This is a genomic window from Streptomyces sp. NPDC048278, assembly GCF_040652195.1.
Taxonomy (GTDB): Bacteria; Actinomycetota; Actinomycetes; order Streptomycetales; family Streptomycetaceae; genus Streptomyces.
In genome coordinates this window covers 280,477-294,617 of the sequence record NZ_JBEZLP010000001.1, presented here as the reverse complement: position 1 = coordinate 294,617, position 14,141 = coordinate 280,477, and the positions used below count along the sequence as shown (strand labels likewise).

Sequence of the window (14,141 nt, the reverse complement as noted above, 5' to 3'; positions counted from 1 at the left end):
CGGCCGGCGGCCAACTCCCCGTAGAACACCGGCCATGAGAAGACGGATAGTCATGTCCATGCTCGCCGGAGCGACCCTCCTGGCGAGTGCGCTCCTCGGTACGGGGGCGCCCGCAGCCCGTGCCGCCGACGTCCCGGCCGAGTTCGGCACCGACTGGCACGACCCGGTCACCGCGGCCCCGCCGGTCTCCGTGCCCAAGGGCGCCAGGTCCTGCCAAGTCACCCTGGCCGAGGCCCAGTTCCGCGACTTCACCCCGTACCGGGGAACGTACACGCCCCCGCGGGGCTGCGGCGACCGCTGGAGCAGGGTCGTCCTGCGGCTGGACGGCAAGGTGAAGGGCCGTCAGTACGACCGCTTGGGCTACCTGCACGTCGGCGGCGTCGAGGTGCTGCGCACCTCCACCCCCGAGCCCTCGCCGGACGGCATCGAGTGGCACGTGGAGAAGGACGTCACCCGCTACAGCGACACCTTCCGCTCCACGCAGGACGTCGAGATGCTCATCGGCAACGTTGTCGACGACACCTACACCGGGGTCATCGACGTCAAGGCGACCCTCACCTTCTACGCGGGACGACCCGAGGCCTCCGTCCCCGACAAGGTGCTCACCCTGGCCGGCGACGGCACCACCCTCACCACCCCGCGCAACAGCGAACGCATCGTCGCCGAGGTGTACGCCACCGGGTCCGGCGGCGGCTGCGAGGAGTTCTGGTACCTGACCGTGGCCGACCCGGCGTCGTACTCCTGCAAGGCGGACAAGGGGCCCTACCGCGAGGTGCAGATCAGGGTCGACGGCCGGCTGGCCGGAATCGCCGCGCCGTTCCCGAACGTGTGGACGGGCGGCTGGTCCAACCCGTTCCTCTGGTACGTCGTGCCGGGCCCGCGCGCCTTCGACGTCAAGCCGATCGAATACGACCTGACACCGTTCGCGGGGATCCTCGACGACGGCCGCCCGCACCAGGTCGAGGTCTCCGTCGCCGGCGTGCCCGCGGGCCAGGCCGGCTGGAGCGCCCCCGTGAACGTGCTGGTCTGGCAGGACGCGCACCGGGCCCGGGTCACCGGAGAGCTCACCGGGAGCACGGCCTCCGAGCCGGTCAACTCCTCCGTGTACACCCCGGGTTCGGGGGAGTACCGGGTCGACACCGACGCCGGGCACCGGCTGACCGTCTCCGGATACGTCGACACCTCGCACGGCCGGGTGACCACCACCGTCAGCCGCACGCTGGCCAACACCTCCGTGCACCGCTGGAACGACGGCGAGACGACGGACGCGCTCGACGCCACCTGGACGGACGACCAGAGCGTCACGGTGCGGGCGGGCGGCGCACCCCGGACGACCCGCACCCACCGCACCTACACCATGGACGGCGCCACCACCATCGGCACCGACGACCGGCTGCGCACCGAACTCGCCCTCGGTGACCGGGCGGCGGTGAGGCGGTCCGGTGGCGGCTGGTCACGGCTCGACGACACCTACAGCGGGGACGCCACGTACACCCTGAACGTGCCGCGCGACCAGCGGCACGCGGTCGGCACGTCGAGCGAGCGCTACCGGCTGTACGGCCCGGACGGCTGCTACGACCGCTCGCTGGCCACCGAACAGGGGGTGCTGACGGTGGATCGCCTCCGCTGCTGAGCGCCTGCCGTTGAGCCGGGGCGGGTGCGACACGCCACCCGGTGCGTTGTTTACACGGCTGTGACGCGGCGGTCTCGAACGGGATCAAGAACACCTCCAGAGTGATCGGCACGGAAGTCGCTTTCCGTATCGCAGAAGTCCCGCTCGGCTTCGGCGAGTCGATCCCCCCACCAGGAGTGCCCGTGCCGCCGTCCGTCCCGTCCCTGCCGCGACGCTTCGCACGCATACTGCGTACCTCTCTCTTCGCGCAGGTCGCCTGCGCGCTCGTGCTCGGCATCGTCGTCGGGCGGCTGTGGCCCGGGTTCGCCTCGGACCTCCAGCCGCTCGGCGACGGTTTCACCCGGCTCATCAAGACGATCATCTCGCCGCTGGTGTTCTGCGTGGTCGTCGTCGGCATCGCCAAGGCCGGCGACCTGAAGGCCTTCGGGCGGATCGGGCTCAAGGCGCTGGTCTGGTTCGAGGTGGCGAGCACGCTCGCGCTCGTCATCGGCCTTGTCGCCGCCAACATCGTCCAGCCCGGCGCCGGGATGCACGTCGATCCGGCCACGCTGAGCGCCAAGGCGGTCGACGCCAGGACGGGCGGCGGCTCGCTGCCCTCGACCACCGAGTTCGTGCTCAACGCCCTGCCCACCAGTTTCATAGGCGCCTTCGCCGAGAACTCCCTGCTCCAGGTGCTGGTCCTGGCCTGCCTGGTGGGCGCGGCGCTGCTCCACCTCGGGCACACCAGGGTGCCCCAGGTGCTGCCGGCCGTCGAGCAGGCCCAGGAGGTCGTCTTCGCGATCGTCGGCTTCGTGATGCGCCTCGCCCCGATCGCCGTCTTCGGCGCGATGGCCGTCCTGATCGGCCAGTACGGCCTCGGTGTCATCGAGACCTACGCCAAGCTGATCGTCCTCTGCTACGCCGCCGCCGCGCTCTTCGTCGCCCTGCTCGCCGTCGCCCTGAAAGCCCTCACCGGGCTCAGCCTCTGGAGGTTCGTCCGCTACATCCGCGAGGAGCTGCTGCTGGCGCTCGGCACCGCCTCCACGGAGTCCGTGCTGCCGCGCGTGATGCAGAAGCTGCGCAAGGCCGGTGCCCGGGACGACGCGGTGGGCCTGGTGCTGCCCACCGGCTACTCCTTCAACCTCGACGGCGCCTCGCTCTACCTCTCCATCGGCACCCTGTTCATCGCCCAGGCCGTGGGCGTCGACCTGAGCCTGGGTCAGCAGATCACCGTGGTCCTGGTGCTGATGCTGACCAGCAAGGGGATGGCCGGCATCCCGGGGTCGGCCTTCCTCGCCCTGTCCGCGACCGCCTCCTCGCTCGGGGCGATCCCGGCCGGTGCCGTCGCCCTGCTGCTCGGCGTGGACCGCATCATGGACTCGATGCGCGTCGTCACCAACCTGCTCGGCAACTGCGTGGCCGTCTTCGCGGTCTCCCGCTGGGAGGGTGCGCTGGACGTCGAGCGGGCGAAGCAGGTGCTGGGCGGCGAGATCGCGGTCGTCACGGAGGAGCCGGCCGAGGAACTGGTGGCCGAAGGCTGACCGGACGGCGAAGCGGGTCCCCGCTCCGGGCGGGGAGCCGCTTGGTCATCCTCATGCCTCATGCCTCATGCCTCGTGCCTCAGCAGTGCTTCGCCGGCACCGGCCCGTCGACCAGCGTGTCCAGCAGTCCGGCCAGCATCTCCCGCTGCTCCGGCGAGAGCGGAGCCAGGATCTCCTCGGCCGCCGACCTGCGTGCGGCCCGCAGCTCGCGCAGGGTCTCGTGCCCCTCCGCCGTGATCTCGATCCGGGTCACCCGCCGGTTCGTCGGATCCGGCACCCGGCACACCTTGCCGCTCGCCTCCAGTCCGTCGACCAGCGTCGTGACCGCGCGCGGCACCACCTCCAGGCGCTCGGCGAGGTCGGCCATGCGCGGGGGGGCGTCGTAGTGCGCGAGGGTGCGCAGCAGCCGAGACTGGGCGGGGGTGACGCCCAGGTCACGCGCCGCCAGATGGCGCTTCTGGATACGCCACACCCGGCGGGTGAGGCGCAGCAACTGCTCGGCGAGCGGGCCGTCGGGGTCGGGGGTGCTCATACGGGAACAATATCAGGACCATGTTCATTGTGAGTATAGGTAACAGTGAGCTATGCTCCGTGAGTCCGTACACACCACACCCATCCGTAGGAGCCATGCCCCGAGACGAGATCAACTGGACCCCTGACGGCACCTCGGCCGGACAACCCCGCCAGGTGCGCCGCATCCTCCGGCTCTTCCGCCCCTACCGCGGCCGGCTCGCGGTCGTCGGCCTGCTGGTCGGCGCCGCCTCGCTGGTCTCGGTCGCCACCCCGTTCCTGCTCAAGGCGACCCTCGACACCGCGATCCCGCAGGGCCGCACCGGACTGCTCAGCCTGCTCGCGCTGGGCATGATCCTCAGCGCCGTCCTGACCAGCGTCTTCGGCGTCCTTCAGACGCTGATATCCACCACCGTCGGCCAGCGCGTCATGCACGACCTGCGCACCGCCGTCTACGGCCGGCTGCAACGCATGTCGCTCGCCTTCTTCACCCGCACCCGCACCGGCGAGGTGCAGTCCCGCATCGCCAACGACATCGGCGGCATGCAGGCCACCGTCACCTCGACGGCCACCTCCCTGGTCTCCAACCTGACCGGCGTCGTCGCCACCGTCGTCGCGATGATCGCCCTCGACTGGCGGCTCACCATCGTCTCGATGGTCCTGCTCCCGCTCTTCGTGTGGATCAGCCGCCGGGTCGGCAACGAACGCAAGAAGATCACCACCCAGCGCCAGAAGCAGATGGCCGCGATGGCCGCGACGGTCACCGAGTCGCTCTCGGTCAGCGGCATCCTGCTCGGCCGCACCATGGGCCGCGCCGACTCGCTCACCGCCTCCTTCGCCGAGGAGTCCGAGCAGCTGGTCGACCTGGAAGTGCGGTCGAACATGGCGGGCCGCTGGCGGATGGCCGTGATCACGATCGTGATGGCCGCGATGCCCGCCGTCATCTACTGGACGGCCGGCCTGGCCCTCCAGACGGGCGGCGCGCAGATCTCGCTCGGCACCATCGTCGCCTTCGTCTCCCTCCAGCAGGGTTTGTTCCGCCCCGCGGTGAGCCTGCTGGCGACCGGCGTCCAGATCCAGACCTCGCTCGCGCTCTTCCAGCGCATCTTCGAATACCTCGACCTGCCCGTCGACATCACCGAGCGCGACCGGCCGGTCCACCTCGACCGGGTGAAGGGCGAGGTCCGCTTCGAGAAGGTCGAGTTCCGGTACGACGACAAGGGTGGGCCCGTCCTCGACGGCATCGACATCGCCGTCCCGGCCGGCACCGGCCTGGCGGTCGTCGGCCCCACCGGCGCCGGCAAGTCCACACTCGGGTACCTGGTGCCCCGGCTCTACGACGTCACCGGCGGCCGGGTCACCCTGGACGGCGTCGACGTCCGTGACCTCGACTTCGACACCCTCGCCCGCGCGGTCGGCGTCGTCTCCCAGGAGACGTACCTCTTCCACGCCTCGGTCGCCGACAACCTGCGCTTCGCCAAGCCGGACGCCACCGACGAGGAGCTCCACGCGGCTGCCCGCGCGGCCCAGATACACGAGCACATCGCCGCACTGCCCGACGGCTACGACACCGTCGTCGGCGAACGCGGACACCGCTTCTCGGGCGGCGAGAAGCAGCGGCTGGCCATCGCGCGCACCATCCTGCGGGACCCGCCCGTCCTCATCCTCGACGAGGCGACCAGCGCTCTGGACACCCGCACCGAACACGCAGTCCAGGACGCCATCGACGCCCTGTCGGCCAACCGGACGACCATCACCATCGCCCACCGGCTCTCCACGATCCAGGGCGCCGACCAGATCGTCGTCCTCGACTCCGGTCAGGTGGCCGAACGCGGCACGCACGAGGAGCTGCTCGCACTCGACGGCCGGTACGCGGCACTGGTACGCCGGGACGCCCGGCTGGAGACGGCGGGGGAGCAGGCCGGAACCGCCGAGGTGGCTCAGCGCGAGACGGCCCTCCGGCCGGTACGCCGGCGGGGCGACCGGGGACGCAGGCATGCGACACCGCCGACGGGCTGAAGCCGGCGGCCGGGGGCCGACCACCGGAGCCGGCTGAACGAGGCCGACACGGTGGAGCCGACACAGTGGAGCCGACAAGCTGAAGATATGTCGGGTTTATCGCCTTGTGCGAGCTAACGTGCCCGCATGCAGATGAACACTCCGCCACGGAACCCGAGTCGACGGACGCCCGCCGGCCGCGGCGCCCCGGCACGCGGCAAGTCGATCCGGCTGACCCGCCGGGGCAGGCTCGTCCTCGTCGTGACCGGTGCCGTGGTGGCCGGTGCCGCCGTGGTGGTGCCCCTGCTGGCCCTGGCCGGCGGCCGGGCCGGAGCCGCCTCCCTGGTCATCCCGGAGGGCTGGCGCGCGTCCCAGGTCTACGACGCCGTCGACAAGGCCCTCGCCCTCCCGGCCGGGAGCACCAGGAGTTCCGTCGGCAGCGCGGGCCTGAAGCTCCCCGGTGAGGCCGGGGGCAACCCGGAGGGCTATCTCTTCCCGGCCACCTATCCCCTGGACCGGGACGCGACCCCGCAGTCGGTGCTGCGGGGCATGGTCGACACCGCCAACCAGCGGTTCGGCTGGGCGCCCGTCGCGGCCGGTGCGCAGCGCGACGCGATGAACGTCTACCAGGCGGTGACGATCGCCAGCATCGCCCAGGCCGAAGCCGCCGACAAGGCCGACATGGGAAAGGTGGCACGCGTCGTCCTCAACCGGCTGCAGCGCGGCATGCCGCTCCAGATGGACTCCACCCTCAACTACGCGCTCAACCGCAGCACCCTCAACACCACGGTGAACGACACTCGCATCGAGAACCCCTACAACTCCTACCAGCGCATGGGCCTGCCGCCCACCCCGATCGACAACCCGGGCACGGACGCGATGCGCGCCGCGCTGAACCCGCCGCCGGGCAACTGGCTGTACTTCGTCACGGTCAAGCCGGGGGACACGCGGTTCACCGCAGACTTCGCCGAACACGAGCGCAACGTCGCCGACTTCAACGCCGCGCAGAAGACCGGGAACCAGCGGTCGCCGCAGGTCACGCAGTCGCCGAAGTGAGCGGTCGGCGGGTCAGGCGGCGACCGGGTCCCCGGTCAGCAGCCGCCTGATGTCCCGTACGGCCTCGCGCCCCGCGCGGTTGGCGCCGATGGTGCTGGCGGACGGGCCGTAGCCGACGAGGTGCACGCGCGGGTCGGCGACCGCACGGGTCCCGTCGATCCTGATCCCGCCGCCCGGCTCGCGCAGCCGCAGCGGCGCCAGATGGTCCAGGGCCGCCCGGAAGCCGGTGGCCCAGAGGATGACGTCCGCGTCGACGTGCCGCCCGTCGTTCCACGCCACCCCGTCGGGCGTGACGCGGTCGAACATCGGCCGCCGGTCCAGGACCCCGTCCGCCAGGCCCCGCCGGATCGCGTCGTTGAGCGGGAGCCCGGTGACCGAGACCACGCTCCGCGGCGGCAGCCCCTGCCGTACCCGCTCCTCCACCAGCGCCACCGCGGCGCGGCCCACGCCCTCGTCGAAGGGGCCCTCGCGGAAGACCGGTGGCCGCCGGGTGACCCAGGTGGTGGAGGCCGCGTACGGGGCGAGTTCCAGCAGATGCTGGGTGCCGGAGGCGCCGCCGCCGACGACCACGACCCGCCGGCCGGCGAACTCCTCGGGCCCGGCGTACTGGGCGGTGTGCAGCTGACGCCCGCGGAAGGTCCCCTGGCCGGGGTAGCGCGGCCAGAACGGCCGGTCCCAGGTGCCGGTGGCGTTGACCAGTGCCCGCGTCGACCAGTCGCCCCGGTCGGTCTCCACGAGCAGCCGCCCGCCGGTGCCCTCGCGCACCGCGCGGACGTCGACCGGCCGGTGCACCCGCAGTCCGAAGGCGCGCTCGTAGTCCGCGAAGTACTCCCCGATGACCTCGGCGGACGGCCGCGCCGGGTCGGCCCCGGTCAGCTCCATGCCCGGCAGCGCGTGCATCCCGTGCACCTTGCCGTAGGTCAGGGACGCCCACCGGAACTGCCAGGCGCCGCCGGGCGCGGGGGAGTGGTCGAGCACCACGAAGTCACGGTCCGGCTCGAAGCCGGTGCGCCGCAGGTGGTAGGCGCTGGACAGGCCCGCCTGACCGGCGCCGACGACGACTGCCTCGACCTCACGCGTATCGTTCACGCTTCTGCCAACAGCGGGGACGGCCGTGGATCTTCCCGGCCCGGCCGCCCGTCCCGCGGTCCGGCGCATGGGCCAGGATGGAACCATGTCGGATGCCTTCACCACACGAGAACTCGATGTCGCCACCGGTAGCCGGGAGCGGGTCGTCGACCTGACCGGCGACTGCGAGACCTTCCTCGGCGACGCCGCCGCCGGCCGGGACGGACTGCTGAACATCTTCGTCCCGCACGCGACGGCCGGCATCGCCGTCCTGGAGACCGGCGCCGGCAGCGACGACGACCTGCTGGCCGCCCTGCACACCCTCCTCCCCGCCGACGACCGCTGGCAGCACCGGCACGGCAGCCCCGGCCACGGCCGTGACCACGTCCTCCCGGCGATCGTCCCCCCGCACGCCACCCTCCCGGTGATCAACGGCCGCCTGGCGCTGGGCACCTGGCAGTCGGTCTGCCTGGTCGACACGAACCATGACAATCCACAGCGAAAGGTTCGCCTCACGTTCCTCGCCGGCTCCTGACCCCGGCGGCCGGCGTTGTCGTCGGACGGTCAGGACGCCGCGTCGAGCAGATCGACGGCGCTCTGCTGGCGGGCGGCGTCCACCTGGTCGAGCGGCCCGTACCAGCGCAGTCCGTACTGGTCGAGGGCGTTGCGGTCGCTCGCGTGGGCGCGGTCCGCCTGGCGCCTGAGGTAGTCGGTGTAGGGGTGGTCCGGGAGTACCGCGTTGAGCCTGCCGAGGCCGCGGACGTCGGCGCCCTTGAAGGACGGGCCGTCGCCTCCGCAGTCACCGCTCTCGCACGGATCGCGCAGGATCCCGTCGGAGGTGTGGAGCAGCGAGGTCGTGGTGGCCGCGTCGGCGATCTGCCGTGCGCTGGTGAGCAGCCCGCCGTCGCCCGTGGCCCGGTACAGCTCGGCGAGCGCGCCGAGCAGGACACCCTGGTTGTACGACCAGACGGCCTGCCCGTTGTTGCCGCAGGTGGACAGGTCGATGCCGTCGTTGACCAGGTGCGAGCCGTTGACCATGCCGGTGCCCTGGAACCAGGTCCAGCCGGCCCGGGCACGCGCGAGGTACGTGGTGTCGCCCTGGACGCGGTTGTGGAGAGCCGCGTTGAGCTGGATGTAGAGGGAGTTGGCGATCGCGTTCTTGTACGTCCTCGCCGTGCTCCACCACACTCCGCCGCCGCAGGTGGAGTCCCAGTAGGCGGCCATGTGGTCGGCGTCCGCGCGGGCCGTGTCCAGGTAGCGGCTGTCGCCGGTCAGGTCGTAGGCGGCCACCCAGGCGAGGCCCCACCAGCCGGTGTCGTCGATGTAGTCGTTGCGGAACTGCCCGCCCTGCGCGTTGACGTTCAGGTCGTAGGTGCGGGCGATCGCGTACCGGTAACTGCCCATGCCGGTCACGCGGATGTTGTCGATGACCGCGGTCAGGGCGTTCGCGGAGTTCCACCAGCCGGTGGTGTCGAACAGGCCGGTCCCGTAGTTGTAGAAGGTCATCAGGCCGGTGGCCGCGGCGGTGCGCGGCTCGCCCGCGTTCCAGGTGGTGCGGGCCCAGGGGGTGCACGCGATCTCGGCGCGGTCCCCGGCCTTGCCGCAGGCGCGCAGGGCGCCGACGCCGAGGTCGTTCCAGTCGTCGACGTTGTACATGAGCGTGCGCCAGCCGCGCTGACCGGTGGGCACGGTGGTGTCGCCGAGCTTGCTGCCCGAGCTCCAGGTGCGCCCGCCGTCGAAGGAGCGGTCGAGCCACACCTCGTCGCCCGGGCTGCCGTTGTCGATGGAGGCCCAGCCCATCGCGTCGGTGTCGTCGAAGTGCAGGACGACCGACCGGGCGTAGATGCCCGCCGTGACCGGGGTGCGGTCACCCGGGGAGAGCGCGGGGTCCCGGGCGTCGCAGTACCTGTTGCAGACGGTGGCCGCCGCGCCGGTGTCGGCGGCGGCTGCCGGGGGCGTGAGGGGGACGAGGACGGTGAACAGTGCCGGAGCGAGTGCCGTCGCCAGCCGGCGAAGGGCGCGGCCGGCGGGTCTGCGCACGGGGAACATGGCACCTCCCTGCTTCGAGGGACGGATGTGAGAGCGCTCTCGGAAGGTAGGGAAGCGGAAGGGAGGCGTCAATGTGGCGCACGGGTACGGACGTTGCGCTCAGGTCCGGACCAATGTGCACTCAGGTCTGCACTAAAGGGCACCCGCCAGCACCTCCGCGGCGGCCACCCCGGAGGCGGCCGTGGCGCCGTGCGTGAAGATCTGGGCGGCGGAGGGGACGACGGTGCCCGGCAGGCCCATCTCCACGACGATCGCGTCGGGCCGGGCGGCGACGAGTTCCGTGAGGGCCCGCGCCATCCACGCGTGCCGGGCGGCGTCGCGCACCACCACGACCAGGGGCCGTCCGGTGGCGGGGACGAGCGCCCGCGCTTCCAAGGTGCCCGCGCGGGACAGCAGTTCCTCGCGGTCCACGCGGGCGGAGGTCGTCCCCGGCAGCCGCTCGCCCAGCGGGGCGGCCACGCCCCAGGGGGTCTCCTTGCCGATGGCCAGGTTGGTGGTGGGCACCAGTTCCACCACGTGCGGCGCGTTGACCAGCGGCAGGGCGTGCCGTACCGCCCCGGTCAGCCGGATGGCGCGGCGGGCCGCCGTGAAGCCGATGCCGTCGGCGTCCCAGACGGCGGTGCCGGCCGGGCTGAGCCCCGCCGACCAGGCCGCGAACTCCCGGACGCGAAGGCCCGCCTCGGCGAGCCGCTCCTCCGGCAGGCCGCCCGCGAGCACGGCGTCCGTGAGGGCGTTCACGAGCAGCCCCGCGGTGGCCTCGTCGGCGTTCTCGCCGCCCACGCAGACGGCGTCGGCACCGGCTGCGACGGCCCGGACCGTGGCCCCGCCGATCCCGTAACGGCCGGTCACGGCGCCCATCTCGATGGCGTCGGTGACGATGATGCCGTCGAACCCGAGCTCCTGGCGCAGCAGTTCCTCCAGGATGCGGCGGCTCAGCGTGGCCGGCAGGTCGGGGTCGTAGGCGGGGACCAGCAGGTGGCCGCTCATCACCGCACGGACGCCCGCGTCGAGGGCGGCCCGGAACGGCGGCAGGGCCTGCTCGGCGATCCGGTCGCGGTCGGCCTCGTAGACGGGCAGCCCGTGGTGGGAGTCGACGGCCACGTCGCCGTGGCCGGGGAAGTGCTTGGCGCAGGCGGCGACGCCGGCCGACTGGAGTCCCCGGATCCAGGCGCCGGTGTGCCGTGCGACCACCTTGGCGTCGACGCCGAAGGATCTGACCCCGATGATCGGGTTGTCGGGGTTGGAGTTCACGTCCGCGCTCGGCGCGTAGTCGAGGCTGACCCCGGCCGTGCGCAGCTGGCGGCCCAGGTCGGCGGCGACGGCCTCGGTGAGTTCGGTGTCGTCGACGGTGCCGAGGGCGAAGTTGCCCGGCCGGGTGGAGCCGGTCGCCGACTCGATCCGGGTGACGTCACCGGCCTCCTCGTCGATCGCGATGATCAACTCGGGGTTCTCCGCGCGTAGTTGCCCGGTCAGGCGGGCGACCTGTTCGGGCGTGACGATGTTGCGGGAGAACAGTACGACCGATGCCAGCCCGTCGCCGATCTCGCGCAGTACCCAGTCGGGGGCCTCGGTGCCCACGAAACCCGGTTGCAGGACGGAGCGCGCCAGTCGTCGCAACTCCTGGCTGTGCTTGCTGGAGACCATAGCGTGCGCCCTCCTGTTGGTACAGACCAATGCGTCTCCGTCAGGCTAGCCGCACGTGTCAAGGGGGCCTGGATCGCGCCCTGTTGGCGAAACGCGCCCTCAACTGGGGTGTTTGACAGGATGAGTTGGTCTAGTCCAAGTTGGAGGCACGCGAGTTCGAAGAGGGGCTGGTGTGGCCCGTGGTGCAGTGACCCTGCAGGCACGGTCCCCGCCCCTCACACCGCGCAGTTGGCGACCCGGTCGGGCCGCCGGTACCTGATATCGAGGTGTGGAGCACCGCATGCCCACGACTGACCGTTATCTCCATCGAGCCCCCTCGGACATCCCCTACTTCAGCTCGGACGGCGAGACCTACCTCGCTCAGACACCCCTGCGGGACCTGACCAAGACCCTCCCGCTGCGAGTCCTCTCCGAGGAGGACCTCGCCCACTGGCAGACGTACGGCTACGTGGTGGTGAAGCAGGCCGTCCCCGCCGCCTCCGCCCGCCGACTGCTCGACTTCGCCTGGGAGTTCGAGGGAATGGACCCCGAGCGCCCGGAGACCTGGTACGAGGAGCGCGAGTACCGCTCCGACCTCGACCGGGACCTGCACGTCTACGGCTTCGTCGAGGCCTACCACCACCAGCTCCTCTGGGACAGCCGCCAGAACCGCCGGGTCTACGACGCCTTCGTCGACGTCTGGGACTGCGAAGAGCTGTGGGTGACGCTCGACCGGCTCAACCTGAACCCGCCCAACATCAGGAACCGCGACCGGGCCCTGATCCCGGGCACCGCCGAGGGCTTCGACATCGAGCTGCACTGGGACGTCGACACCACGCTCGGTGTCCTGCCGCAGCGCGTCCAGGGGATCATCGCCCTCACCGACACCAGGCCGGAACTGGGCGGCTTCCAGTGCTGCCCCGAACTGTTCAAACGCTTCGACCAGTGGAAGGCGTTCCAGCCGGAGGACCGCGACCCGATCCGGCCCAGGATCGACCGCGCCGAGTTCCCCGTGGTACGCCCGCAACTCGAAGCCGGCGACCTGCTCATCTTCAACGGCCTGCTGGCGCACGGCGTGGCACCGAACACCTCCGAGCGGACGGTGCGCGCGGTCCAGTACCTGTCGATGATGCCGGCACTGGAGTCCCACGAACCGCTCCGGCGCTCCCGCGTCGAGTCCTGGCGCACCCTCGCCACGCCCGACTGGAACGCGACGCTGCTGGGCGACGCCAGGCGGCACGAGTCCCTGCGGTACGGAAGGGCCACGCTCGACGAACTCGGCGCCAGGCTGCTGGGCCGCACGTCCTGGAGCGGGGCGGACCTCGACGGTGCGCAGCGGCCGGCCGGAGAAGAGACATGCGCCGAATCTGCCTGACCCTGCCGACCAACAGGCCCTGCGCGGCGACGATCACGGCCGTGGCCGAGGAAGCGGCCTACGCCGCCCGGCACTTCGACACCGAGGTGCACCTCCTGATCCTGGACTCCAGCGCCGCACCGGCCCACGCCGAACACGCCGAGGCCGTCCGCCGGATCCCCGACAACCCGCGGATCGTCGTCCACCACCTCGACGAGGCACGGCAGCGCGACTTCCTGCGGCGCGCGATCGACCGGTCCGCGGCCACGAAGCCCGACCTCCTCCTTGACCTGATGCTGCCCGCCGGCGTCTCCTACGGCGCCTGCACCAACCGCGCCTTCCTCCTCGCCGCCGCGCTCGGCTGCGAGTCCGTGCACCGCAGGGACTCCGACAGCCGGTACCAGGCGGTGGACGGCGAGCCGGTCTTCCCCGTCCACCACGAACTGCTGTCCCTCGGCAGCCGCGCGGCCGACGCCGCCCGCCACGTCACCGAGACCGCGCTCACCGCCGACCGCATGGACCGGCGGGTGGCGATGGTCGGCAGCTCCTTCGTCGGCGAACTGTCCGTGGACATCGGCGAGATACTCCGCATCGACCCGGACGTCTACCACGACATGGTCGGCCTGTGGGCGCCCGCGCACTGGACGCCCGAGCAGAAGACGGAACTCGTCGAGGAGTCCTTCCGGGGCGCGGGCACGGACGCCTTCACCGCCGACCACTCCACGCTGACCCTGGTCGACCCCATGCGCGTGGACATGTGCAACATCGCCTTCCACGGCGTGCACGAACACGTGCCCCTGCCGCCCGCGACCGACACGATCGGCAGCGACTACTTCCTGATCCACCTGGTCCACGACGCCGCGCTGCCGGGCGTCCTGCACAACCGGAACATCGTCAACTTCTACACCGGTGAACGCCGCACCGACTCCGGGTTCGTCGCGTACCAGCTGCGCTTCGTCAAGTTCCTGCTGTCGATGCTCTACTTCAACTCCGTCTACGACCACATGGCCCGAGAGGGCGAGTCGCTCCTCGACGGGCAGGGCCGGGTGCGCGCGTCCACCGTGGCCCGGCTGGCCAGGGAGAGCGCGGGACTCGACCGGAGCGAGAACGTCCACCGGCTCGACGCCCTCGACACCGCCTACCGGAAACTCGGCGGCCGGTACGCCGAGTTCGCCGACCTGCTCAGCGGGCGCCGCGAACGCCTCCTGGACGAAGCACGCGGCGACATCGAGGACTTCGCCCTGCTCACGGAGGCGTGGGAACCGCTGGTCGGCGCGGCCCGCCGTACCCCCGTACCCCCGGCACCCGGGCAGCGGCGGTGACGGCGGCC

At 71.7% G+C, this 14,141-nt stretch carries 11 protein-coding genes; 7 read left to right on the top strand and 4 right to left on the bottom strand.

Going from position 1 to position 14,141, the window contains the following annotated elements; all coding sequences use genetic code 11:
• Positions 1-34 precede the first annotated feature (34 nt).
• Complete coding sequence (locus AB0D74_RS01360; protein WP_362578949.1) at positions 35-1,633, top strand: peptide-N4-asparagine amidase; 1,599 nt, start codon at positions 35-37, stop codon at positions 1,631-1,633.
• 182 nt (positions 1,634-1,815) lie between these two features.
• Positions 1,816-3,153: a cation:dicarboxylase symporter family transporter gene (locus AB0D74_RS01355; RefSeq protein WP_362578946.1), complete on the top strand. Its 1,338-nt coding sequence runs from the start codon at positions 1,816-1,818 to the stop codon at positions 3,151-3,153.
• A gap of 79 nt (positions 3,154-3,232) precedes the next feature.
• Here AB0D74_RS01355 and AB0D74_RS01350 read toward each other — a convergent pair whose 3' ends face one another.
• Positions 3,233-3,685 carry a MarR family transcriptional regulator gene (locus tag AB0D74_RS01350; RefSeq protein ID WP_362578943.1) on the bottom strand — a complete coding sequence of 151 codons (453 nt, stop codon included), beginning with the start codon at positions 3,683-3,685 and terminating at the stop codon, positions 3,233-3,235.
• Between the two features lie 95 nt (positions 3,686-3,780).
• Between AB0D74_RS01350 and AB0D74_RS01345 the strand changes: the two genes are divergently transcribed.
• Together AB0D74_RS01345 and mltG are read left to right on the top strand one after the other, a co-directional pair.
• The gene (locus tag AB0D74_RS01345) at positions 3,781-5,682 is read left to right on the top strand and encodes an ABC transporter ATP-binding protein (RefSeq protein WP_362578940.1); all 1,902 of its coding nucleotides are present in this window, start codon (positions 3,781-3,783) and stop codon (positions 5,680-5,682) included.
• Between the two features lie 126 nt (positions 5,683-5,808).
• Entirely contained in the window at positions 5,809-6,717 is a 909-nt protein-coding gene (mltG, locus tag AB0D74_RS01340) for an endolytic transglycosylase MltG (RefSeq protein ID WP_362578937.1), read from the top strand.
• 12 nt (positions 6,718-6,729) lie between these two features.
• Here the strand turns inward: mltG and AB0D74_RS01335 are convergent, their stop codons facing one another.
• Positions 6,730-7,806: an NAD(P)-binding domain-containing protein gene (locus AB0D74_RS01335; protein ID WP_362578933.1), complete on the bottom strand. Its 1,077-nt coding sequence runs from the start codon at positions 7,804-7,806 to the stop codon at positions 6,730-6,732.
• Between the two features lie 85 nt (positions 7,807-7,891).
• Here AB0D74_RS01335 and AB0D74_RS01330 point away from each other — a divergent pair, with 85 nt between their 5' ends.
• The gene (locus AB0D74_RS01330) at positions 7,892-8,320 is read left to right on the top strand and encodes a secondary thiamine-phosphate synthase enzyme YjbQ (RefSeq protein ID WP_362578930.1); all 429 of its coding nucleotides are present in this window, start codon (positions 7,892-7,894) and stop codon (positions 8,318-8,320) included.
• Positions 8,321-8,349: 29 nt separating this feature from the next.
• Here the strand turns inward: AB0D74_RS01330 and AB0D74_RS01325 are convergent, their stop codons facing one another.
• Together AB0D74_RS01325 and AB0D74_RS01320 are read right to left on the bottom strand one after the other, a co-directional pair.
• On the bottom strand, positions 8,350-9,768 hold the full coding sequence (locus AB0D74_RS01325) for a glycoside hydrolase family 76 protein (RefSeq protein WP_362580134.1): 1,419 nt from the start codon (positions 9,766-9,768) through the stop codon (positions 8,350-8,352).
• 198 nt (positions 9,769-9,966) lie between these two features.
• Positions 9,967-11,478 carry a glycoside hydrolase family 3 N-terminal domain-containing protein gene (locus AB0D74_RS01320; RefSeq protein ID WP_362578927.1) on the bottom strand — a complete coding sequence of 504 codons (1,512 nt, stop codon included), beginning with the start codon at positions 11,476-11,478 and terminating at the stop codon, positions 9,967-9,969.
• 280 nt (positions 11,479-11,758) lie between these two features.
• On the opposite strand from AB0D74_RS01320, the gene AB0D74_RS01315 reads away from it, so the two are divergent.
• Positions 11,759-12,832: a phytanoyl-CoA dioxygenase family protein gene (locus AB0D74_RS01315; protein ID WP_362578924.1), complete on the top strand. Its 1,074-nt coding sequence runs from the start codon at positions 11,759-11,761 to the stop codon at positions 12,830-12,832.
• Positions 12,814-14,133 carry a DUF6271 family protein gene (locus tag AB0D74_RS01310; RefSeq protein WP_362578921.1) on the top strand — a complete coding sequence of 440 codons (1,320 nt, stop codon included), beginning with the start codon at positions 12,814-12,816 and terminating at the stop codon, positions 14,131-14,133. Before AB0D74_RS01315 ends, AB0D74_RS01310 begins: the two co-directional genes overlap by 19 nt.
• The last annotated feature ends 8 nt before the right edge of the window (positions 14,134-14,141 follow it).